Origin of the sequence: Moraxella sp. (assembly GCF_024227015.1) — a bacterium.
GTDB lineage: Bacteria > Pseudomonadota > Gammaproteobacteria > Pseudomonadales > Moraxellaceae > Moraxella.
The window spans coordinates 1-8,546 of record NZ_JAAELD010000266.1 but is presented as its reverse complement, the minus strand read 5'-3'; the positions used below and the strand labels follow the sequence as shown (position 1 = coordinate 8,546).

Here is an 8,546-nt window from a genome sequence, read left to right as displayed (position 1 = left end):
TCATTTAAGCATTATTTATACAAATGGGGTATTTTAAGGAAGTTCATCAAATTATTGCGGCGCATTCATTGTGGCAGGCGCGCGCTTTGGAATTAATTTAGCGGTGGGTAATTCATGAATTTATCGGATAGATTTGGTATAATAAGCGGATATTTTTTGTTAAAAGCGATGACCATGAGCGATTTATCCCACCGTTTTAGCCGCCTGTTTCGTACAGATGCGATCAGCCCACCTAAGAATGTCGAAGCGTTGGATTTGCCAAATGTGCCATTATATTTGGAAATTGGTGCTGGCAAAGGCAAGCATGCCTTATTATTCGCTAAGCAAAATCCTGATAAGCACTTGATCGCGATCGAGCGCACCAGCGAGAAATTTGAAGCTTTTGATAAGCTTGCCAAGGCGGAGAACCTGACCAATCTAAGCGCCATTCATGCTGATGCCATCGCTTACACCGCGCATCACATCGCCCCAAACTCGCTTGATGGTGCATTCATCCTATACCCCAATCCTGAGCCCGCCAATAAGAATCAACGTTGGCTGAACATGCCATTTTTTGAATTTTTGGTGTCGCGACTAAAACCAGGCGCCACCATCACGCTTGCCAGCAACCTCGGCGAGTACATCGATGAGGCGCAGCAGCTGCTTGATGAGGTATGGCTATTGCCTTATGAGCGATTTGAGATTGATGCAGAATCGGCTCGTACGCATTTTGAGATTAAGTATCTGGCGCGCGGAGAGAAGTGCCAAGAGCTCATCATCCTAAAGCCAAATTATTACCAAACTCGATTTGATCAGATTGATGACCCAAAAGAATAATTCTGTGCCAACTGTCGCCATCATCGGTGCGGGTGCATCGGGTTTAATGGCGGCTGAAGTGCTGTCAGCGCGTGGTGTTGAAGTTCATGTATTTGAGCAGATGCCCACTGCAGGGCGTAAAATCTTGATGGCGGGCAAGACAGGTCTGAACATCTCGCATAACGAGCCTTTGGATGATTTTGTGACGAGGTACACACCAAGCGATGTGATGGCGAAGTTTGTCCGAGAGTTTCATGCTGAGGACATACGCGCGTGGATGAATGGGCTTGGCATTGACAGCTATGTTGGCTCGAGCGGGCGCATATTTCCTGTGCAGATGAAGGCGTCTGATCTGTTGCGTGCGTGGCTATCTAGGCTGAGGGAGCAGGGCGTGCAATTTCATTATCTTCATGCCTGTGTGGGTGTGCAGGATAATTTGGTAGCTTTTATCAAAAAAGACAAACACGGAGATGAGCTTGAGCGCTTTGAGCGCCCATTTGATGCGATTGTCTTGGCGTGTGGCGGTGGATCTTATGCGCGTCTTGGTAGTGATGGTGCTTGGCGGGCTTGGTTTGGCGATGATGAATTAACGCCGCTGTATGCCAGCAATGTTGGTGTGGTGCGTTCGTGGTCGCCATTTATGAATGATGTCTTTGGACAAGCATTAAAACGCATCACCATCACGGTAGGCGACGAATCTGCTCATGGTGATGTGGTGATCAGCCATTATGGCATGGAGAGCGGACTGATTTATAAGTTAAATCGCGCCATGCGCGCCATCCTTAACGAATCAGGGCGTATTCGATTACAAATTGATCTGATGCCAGATAAGTCCATTGATGACATCACAAAAACACTCAACAAATCAAAAAAACAATCACTGAATAATATCCTACGAAAAGTAGGACTGGATGCCACAAAAATAGCGCTATTAAGAGAATGTACAAATAAGACCGACTGGTCGGATTTATCAAAAATGGCAGCCTTTGTTAAGAATTTGCCTGTTGATTTTGACGGGTTTCGACCGATGGATGAGGCGATCAGCACAGGCGGTGGCGTAAGGCTGTCCGCGGTGAATGATCAATTGCAATCACGCCGCAATCCACATCTATTCATCGCAGGCGAGATGCTAGACTGGGATGCGCCAACTGGCGGCTATCTGCTGACCGCCTGCCTTGCGATGGGGCGTGCAGTTGGTCAGAACGTTGCTAATTTTATCCAAAGCTCATGATCGTTAGGGTTGAGCTGCTATGATCGCTGAGATTGGCACACACATTAGTTAAATTTACCAGCAAAAACATCCATCACAGCTTTAAAATCTGCTACAATAGCAAGCAATTTTTATCATACTTTGGGGATTGTTATGACTCGTTTTGCTAATTTTTGTGCTGGTCCTGCATCGATGCCGACCGCCGTCCTAGAAAAAGCCCAAAATGAGATGCTTGATTGGCGTGGCACAGGCGCATCTGTTATGGAGATTAGCCATCGCAGTGCTGACTACATTGAGATCGCCAGTAAGGCGGAGGCTGACCTGCGTAAGCTGATGAACATCAGTGATGATTACGCGGTGCTATTTTTGCAAGGTGGTGCAGCATTGCAGTTCTCGGCGATTCCCTTGAATCTACTAAATGGCGGTACGGCCGACTACCTAAATACAGGTGCATGGTCAGAAAAAGCCTACAAAGAAGCTAAGCGTTATGAAAGCTTAGATCTGGGCAAGATTAACCTAGTCGCCACCGGTAACGGTGCTGATGTGCCAAGCCAAGACTCTTGGCAGCTGACTGATGGCGCGGCATATTTTCATTACTGCCCAAATGAGACCATCCATGGTGTGCAGATCTTTGAGACGCCAAAAGTCAATGCGCCCATCGTGGCTGACATGTCATCGTGCATCCTGTCTGAGCCGATCAATGTGAATGATTTTGGCATGATCTATGCAGGCGCACAAAAGAACATCGGACCTGCCGGATTGACTTTGGTCATTATCCGCAAGGACCTGCTAGAACAAGCGTCGCCTTGGTGTCCGAACATCATGAATTATAAGAATCAATTCGACAACGACAGTATGCTAAACACACCATCGACCTATGCATGGTATCTGTCAGGCTTGGTGTTCGAGTGGCTATTGGATAATGGCGGTGTTGAGGCGATTTCTAAGATTAACCGAGCCAAAGCACAGACGCTATACCGCGCGATCGATGAGAGTGATTTTTATCGCAATACGGTCAATCCAAAACACCGCTCTATCATGAATGTACCATTCCAGTTGGCGGACACCGAGTTGGATAAATTGTTCTTAGAAGAAAGTAAAAAAGCGGGCCTATTAAACTTAAAAGGTCACCGCGTCGTCGGTGGTATGCGAGCGAGTATCTATAACGCCATCACGCTTGAGCAAGTAGAATCTTTGGTTGATTTTATGAAAACATTCGAGCAAAAACACGGCTAATATGGCAATCATATGGACAAAAAACCACGGCAGGACGCAGGCTCTTGTGTGTGGTTTTTTATCTTAATGATGTGTCAATATAAAAAACAAGGATAAGATCATGCCAAACATTCATGCGCTAAAAGCTTTTAATGATAATTACATCTGGGTGCTGGGCAAGGGCGATCAAGCCATCATCATCGATGCAGGCGATGCAAAGCCGGTCTTGGATTATCTAGCAGATAATGCGCTAAATCCCATCGCCATGATCATCACACATCATCACGATGATCACACAGGCGGCGTGGCGAAAATCAAAAAACCTATCCTGATATGCAGATTATCGCCCACAGCGCTCATGGTGTCGATGCCACCCAATGTGTGGATGAGGGCGATGAGTTTGAATTGCTGGGTGTTGTATTTAAAGTATGGCGAACAGCAGGGCACACAGATACCCACCTATCCTATCTGTGTGACATGGGCGATGGACTGCACGTATTCTGCGGCGATACGCTCTTTAGCGGTGGCTGCGGGCGTGTGTTCACAGGAACGATGGGCGAACTTTTTGATAGTATGATGCGATTTAATGGTTTGGCGGATGACACGCTATTTTATCCTGCGCATGAATATACTTTATCTAACCTTAAATTTGGTCATACGGTTTGCGCCGATGATTTTAAAATGGCGATCGAAAATGCCATTACTGATACCAAAGCAAAGCTCTCTCGTGGCGAGATTTCATTACCAAGCACGCTGAGCAATGAAAGACAAATCAATGTGTTCTTGCAGGCGTATCATGAGCAGATGATTGATAATATCAGGGGTAAATACCCGCTTGGTGATGAGTCGCCACTAAGTGTATTCACCGCGCTGCGCGAACTAAAGAATAACTTCTAAGATTGTTATATTCATGAGTATTATTTCTTTGATGGCATTGGCACTTGGTATGTCGATGGATGCTTTTGCCACCGCCATCGCCAAGGGAGCAACCTATCAGAATCCCAGCCTTGTCAGAGCATTGAAGGCGGGCGTGTTGTTTGGGGCGATCGAAGGGGTTGCACCCATCGTTGGCTGGCTGCTTGGAGAGGCGGCACAAGGTTGGCTGTCTCATGTGGATCATTGGCTGGCTTTTGTGCTGCTTGGATTTTTGGCGATTAAATTCATGCGCGATGCACTCAAAGGCGATGTGCAGATTAAAGGTGATCAGCAAACCATGGCGAAAAGTGGCTTTGGACTCATGTTAATCACCGCAGTGGCAACGAGCATTGACTCATTGGTTGTGGGTGTGTCACTTGCTTTTTTGGAGGTGAATATTTGGCTGGCTGCGGTCTTGATTGGCTTGGCGACAATGATTATGGTCACGCTTGGGCTGTATCTGGGTAACCGACTTGGGCTTCGTTTTGGTAGGGTTGCCATGTTCGTTGGCGGGGTGGTATTACTCATGATTGGCACGACGATTCTAGTCAGTCATTTGATGAGTGCGAGCTGATGTGATTTGTCTAGATGAGTAGCATAGAAAAGTAGCATAGAAAAAACATCAAAAATATGCTATCATTAACTGTTATAATCATTCAAAGAACAACATGCGACACATCCCAAAAACCCCACAAGAAGCCCGCCACGCCCCAAGAAAACGCTTTGGGCAAAACTTCCTTCATGACACCAGTGTGATACGTCAGATCGTTGACAGTATTCGCTTATCACATGGCGATAACTTGCTTGAGATCGGGCCTGGGCTTGGTGCGCTGACTGAGCCGCTCTTGGCTGAAGTTGATGGCATGACTGTGGTGGAGCTTGACCGCGATTTGGCAAGTGCGTTAAAAATCAATATCGGTGCGAATAGCCATGAAGATTTTACCATCATCAATGATAACGCCATGCACGTCGATTATCGCGAGCTTGCGCAGAACGTGGGCAAGGGCGCATTTAGAGTCGTGGGTAATCTACCTTACAACATCTCAACACCCATTCTGTTTCGCCTGTTGGAATTCAGCGATGTCATCACTGACATGCACTTTATGCTACAAAAAGAAGTCGTTGATCGCATCACCGCCGAGCCGAACACTAAGGCATATGGGCGATTGTCGGTCATCATGCAGTACTACTGCATGGCGGATTATCTCTTGACAGTGCCAAAGGGCGCATTCAACCCGCCACCAAAAGTCACCTCCGCGGTGTTTCGCCTAACTCCATTCAAACAAAAACCCATCACTGCCCAAGATGAAGCGTTATTTGCGACCATCGTTCGCGAGACGTTCAACCATCGTCGCAAGACATTGCGCGCAATATTCAAGACGGTGAGTCTATTACCAAAACTAGAAGAACAGGACTTTGAGTCTGTCGGCATCAATCCACAGGCACGTCCGGAGTCGCTATCAGTGGCGGATTTTGTACGTCTGTCTGACCTAGCGGCTCAAAAGCAAGTCAATAAATAAAAACCTATGAAAGACCAACAACTTACCAATAGAACCTATCGCCATGAATATGTGATTGGCGATTTGCAGGGGTGTTTTTTTGCATTTAATCGTCTGCTTGAGATCTTAGATTTTGATGAGACACAAGACAAAATCTGGCTGGCAGGCGACATTGTAGCGCGCGGCGAAGACTCTTTGGCAACCTTACGAGAGGTTAAGAGACTGTCGGACATCGGCGCGCTCACCACTGTACTGGGCAATCACGACATCACGCTCATCGCGGTATGGCGTGGCATCATGCCGCCTAAGCCAAAGGATAAAACCTTGCCTATCTTTGCTGCACCAGATTGTGATGAGCTGTTAAATTGGCTACGTGAGCAGCCGTTGCTGGTGTTCCCTGATGATAAGACCGTGCTGACTCATGCAGGTATCCCACCCAATTGGTCAATCGATGATGCTGATCGCTATGCCAAAGAATTGCAAAAGGCATTAAGCGGCGATCTTGATGATCTGGACGAGTTGCTGCCAAAGCTATACAGTAAGAAATCTGAGGGTTGGTCAAATGAGCTACGCGGCGTCAAACGGATGCGTGCAATTGCCAACTACCTCACCAGAATGCGGCTGTGTGATGAGAATGGCGTCTTGGAATTTAGCTTTAAAGAAGGGCTCTTAGATGAGATGCCCAAAGGGTTCCGCCCTTGGTTCATGTGGGACGCAGCGCGAGAAAGACGCATTCTGTTTGGTCATTGGGCAGCATTAAAGGCTCAGATTGCCAGCGCAAATGTTCGTGCGCTAGATGGCGGCTGTGTGTGGGGTGGTGAGCTGGTGGCTTACCGTCTGAGCGATGGCGCAGTGATTCGATTTGGTGATGATTGAGCTAGTTTTACCAAACATAAAAGCCCTAACAGATGTTAGGGCTTTTATTATTTATTAGCAATTAGGCGTCTTTAAGTGCTTTGATTGCTTTGTTTAGGCGGCTCTTATGACGAGCAGCTTTATTCTTGTGGATGATGCCTTTGTCAGCCATACGGTCGATTACTGGAACAGCTTTTTTGTAAGCTTCAGTAGCTAATTCGTATGATTTTGCTTCGATGGCTGCATTTACGCGCTTGATGAAAGTACGTACCATAGAGCGTTGAGACGCTAGGTGTTGGCGACGTTTAGTGTTTTGACGAGCGCGTTTGCGAGCTTGTGCTGAGTTTGCCATGGTTTATCCTTGGATAAAAAATTGTTAATGTTAAATTCAAAAATGCTAAGCGAGATAATTCTGGCAGCCACCGAATTATCAATTTTGGTATTCATGACCAAAAATAGACACGTTGCCTAACATATAAAGCACCATTTTATCAAAATATCTAAAAATACTCAATAAAAATCGACACTTATCTGAGGATTGGCGTATTTTACGGTATTTTTGGGGTATTTGGCAAGTCCTTGACGTAACACAGTGAGAAATTTGAAGCAAAATTATGATAAAATAGCCCGATCTTAGAATGTTTTTTGATTTATGAAAAGAAAAGCAATTATCATCGGTGGTTCGGGGCGTGTAGGGCAGGCATTGGTGCGCGAGCTTTCTGCATTATATGACACGCTCATTATCATCACGCGCACACAGCCGCGCAGTATCAGCGAGAACATGCACGTGTATCATGTGAGTAACTTTGATGCGCTGGCAGATACCATTGCATCGATGCCAATCGGCGCTGATACGGATGCTTTTAGTTGTCTGGGCGCTGCCAAAAAAGACACCGCCAGCCAAGATGAATTTTATCAGGTTAATGTGCTGTTTAATATCGCCTTTGCCAAAGCTTGCCGTGATAAGGGTGTGGCTAGATTTTTTTATTTATCAAAAGCGGGCGTGGAGAGTGCAGGCAAAGACGCTGAGCTTATCGCTAAGGCAGATGTTGAGTATTACCTAAAAACCTTAAAATTCGATGATGTGACGGTGTTTAGATTGCATAAATTAAGCCCCGCCAAAGAGAAGCTTTCTATCAAAACAGCCGGCAAGCTGAGCCTTAATCTTGCCAAAAATACCATCGGCGCCATCCTACCTTTTGATAAAAAAGAAATGCTTACGCCAAAACGTGTGGCGGCTGCCATGTCGCTGGCGGCTTATCGGTTGAATCTACGTAGTAAATACCGCACGAATGAAGAGAATTTTCATGTGATTTCTCATGATGAGATGTGCGCCATGACCGAAAAACAAACACATCATTAAGTGTGGTTGGTATTGCTCCCGATTTTCCATCTTAATGCCCAAAAAAGCCCTGCTAATGCGGGGCTTTTTGTGTTATTTTTTATAGTTTTATGGTAAAATAGACGTTTGATTTTAAAGAGAAAAAAGGGTTCTTTATGACCGATAGCGTAACCCCCGTTGGGATTGTTGATGAATTAAAGCAGTCCTACCTTGACTATGCGATGAGCGTCATCGTCTCTCGTGCCTTGCCTGATGTGCGAGATGGCTTAAAGCCTGTTCACCGCCGTGTGATGTACGCCATGCACGAGCTGTCCAACGATTATAACAAACCCTACAAAAAATCCGCCCGTGTCGTGGGCGATGTTATCGGTAAATATCACCCCCATGGCGACATTGCCGTGTATGATGCCATTGTGCGTCTTGCCCAGCCGTTTTCTATGCGGTATATGATGGTGGACGGACAAGGTAACTTCGGTTCGGTGGACGGCGACCCGCCTGCCGCCATGCGTTATACCGAAGTGCGTATGCAAAAGCTCACGCACCAAATGCTTGCCGACCTTGACAAAGACACGGTGGACTGGGAAGACAACTATGACGGCTCCGAAAAAATGCCGTCTGTGCTACCTGCCCGTGTGCCAAACCTGCTTGTCAATGGGGCGACAGGCATTGCGGTGGGTATGGCGACCAACATGGCACCACACAACTTGACCGAAGT

At 46.6% G+C, this 8,546-nt stretch carries 11 protein-coding genes; 10 read left to right on the top strand and 1 reads right to left on the bottom strand.

What is annotated here, in order from left to right:
* Positions 1–174 precede the first annotated feature (174 nt).
* From GY683_RS06220 to GY683_RS06185, 8 genes are all read left to right on the top strand, one after another.
* On the top strand, positions 175–816 hold the full coding sequence (locus GY683_RS06220; protein ID WP_297287919.1) for an SAM-dependent methyltransferase: 642 nt from the start codon (positions 175–177) through the stop codon (positions 814–816).
* Positions 800–2,026 (top strand): TIGR03862 family flavoprotein, encoded by a 1,227-nt coding sequence (locus GY683_RS06215; RefSeq protein ID WP_297287918.1) that lies wholly within the window; start codon positions 800–802, stop codon positions 2,024–2,026. Before GY683_RS06220 ends, GY683_RS06215 begins: the two co-directional genes overlap by 17 nt.
* A 132-nt stretch (positions 2,027–2,158) precedes the next feature.
* Complete coding sequence (gene serC, locus GY683_RS06210; protein ID WP_297287917.1) at positions 2,159–3,241, top strand: 3-phosphoserine/phosphohydroxythreonine transaminase; 1,083 nt, start codon at positions 2,159–2,161, stop codon at positions 3,239–3,241.
* Between the two features lie 100 nt (positions 3,242–3,341).
* The gene (locus tag GY683_RS06205; RefSeq protein WP_297287916.1) at positions 3,342–3,797 is read left to right on the top strand and encodes an MBL fold metallo-hydrolase; all 456 of its coding nucleotides are present in this window, start codon (positions 3,342–3,344) and stop codon (positions 3,795–3,797) included.
* Entirely contained in the window at positions 3,794–4,117 is a 324-nt protein-coding gene (locus GY683_RS06200) for a hydroxyacylglutathione hydrolase C-terminal domain-containing protein (RefSeq protein ID WP_297287915.1), read from the top strand. Before GY683_RS06205 ends, GY683_RS06200 begins: the two co-directional genes overlap by 4 nt.
* A gap of 13 nt (positions 4,118–4,130) precedes the next feature.
* Complete coding sequence (locus tag GY683_RS06195) at positions 4,131–4,709, top strand: manganese efflux pump MntP family protein (protein ID WP_297287914.1); 579 nt, start codon at positions 4,131–4,133, stop codon at positions 4,707–4,709.
* Positions 4,710–4,803: 94 nt separating this feature from the next.
* Positions 4,804–5,655: a 16S rRNA (adenine(1518)-N(6)/adenine(1519)-N(6))-dimethyltransferase RsmA gene (gene rsmA, locus GY683_RS06190; RefSeq protein WP_297287913.1), complete on the top strand. Its 852-nt coding sequence runs from the start codon at positions 4,804–4,806 to the stop codon at positions 5,653–5,655.
* A gap of 6 nt (positions 5,656–5,661) precedes the next feature.
* Entirely contained in the window at positions 5,662–6,510 is an 849-nt protein-coding gene (locus GY683_RS06185) for a symmetrical bis(5'-nucleosyl)-tetraphosphatase (RefSeq protein WP_297287912.1), read from the top strand.
* Between the two features lie 61 nt (positions 6,511–6,571).
* Here GY683_RS06185 and rpsT read toward each other — a convergent pair whose 3' ends face one another.
* Positions 6,572–6,841, bottom strand: a complete 270-nt coding sequence (gene rpsT, locus GY683_RS06180; protein ID WP_046696554.1) for a 30S ribosomal protein S20 — start codon at positions 6,839–6,841, stop codon at positions 6,572–6,574.
* A 300-nt stretch (positions 6,842–7,141) separates the two neighbouring features.
* Between rpsT and GY683_RS06175 the strand changes: the two genes are divergently transcribed.
* Both GY683_RS06175 and GY683_RS06170 read left to right on the top strand, forming a co-directional pair.
* On the top strand, positions 7,142–7,852 hold the full coding sequence (locus tag GY683_RS06175) for an NAD-dependent epimerase/dehydratase family protein (protein ID WP_297287911.1): 711 nt from the start codon (positions 7,142–7,144) through the stop codon (positions 7,850–7,852).
* 134 nt (positions 7,853–7,986) lie between these two features.
* Positions 7,987–8,546 (top strand): DNA gyrase subunit A (locus GY683_RS06170; RefSeq protein WP_297287910.1); only part of this gene is annotated, 560 nt, incomplete at its 3' end.

Coding starts and splice junctions, on each gene's coding strand:
- GY683_RS06195 (WP_297287914.1), top strand. CDS start 4,131: ATGAGTATTATTTCTTTGATGGCATTGGCACTTGGTATGTCGATGGAT.
- GY683_RS06185 (WP_297287912.1), top strand. CDS start 5,662: ATGAAAGACCAACAACTTACCAATAGAACCTATCGCCATGAATATGTG.
- GY683_RS06215 (WP_297287918.1), top strand. CDS start 800: ATGACCCAAAAGAATAATTCTGTGCCAACTGTCGCCATCATCGGTGCG.
- GY683_RS06205 (WP_297287916.1), top strand. CDS start 3,342: ATGCCAAACATTCATGCGCTAAAAGCTTTTAATGATAATTACATCTGG.
- rsmA (WP_297287913.1), top strand. CDS start 4,804: ATGCGACACATCCCAAAAACCCCACAAGAAGCCCGCCACGCCCCAAGA.
- serC (WP_297287917.1), top strand. CDS start 2,159: ATGACTCGTTTTGCTAATTTTTGTGCTGGTCCTGCATCGATGCCGACC.
- rpsT (WP_046696554.1), bottom strand. CDS start 6,841: ATGGCAAACTCAGCACAAGCTCGCAAACGCGCTCGTCAAAACACTAAA.
- GY683_RS06175 (WP_297287911.1), top strand. CDS start 7,142: ATGAAAAGAAAAGCAATTATCATCGGTGGTTCGGGGCGTGTAGGGCAG.
- GY683_RS06200 (WP_297287915.1), top strand. CDS start 3,794: ATGATGCGATTTAATGGTTTGGCGGATGACACGCTATTTTATCCTGCG.
- GY683_RS06220 (WP_297287919.1), top strand. CDS start 175: ATGAGCGATTTATCCCACCGTTTTAGCCGCCTGTTTCGTACAGATGCG.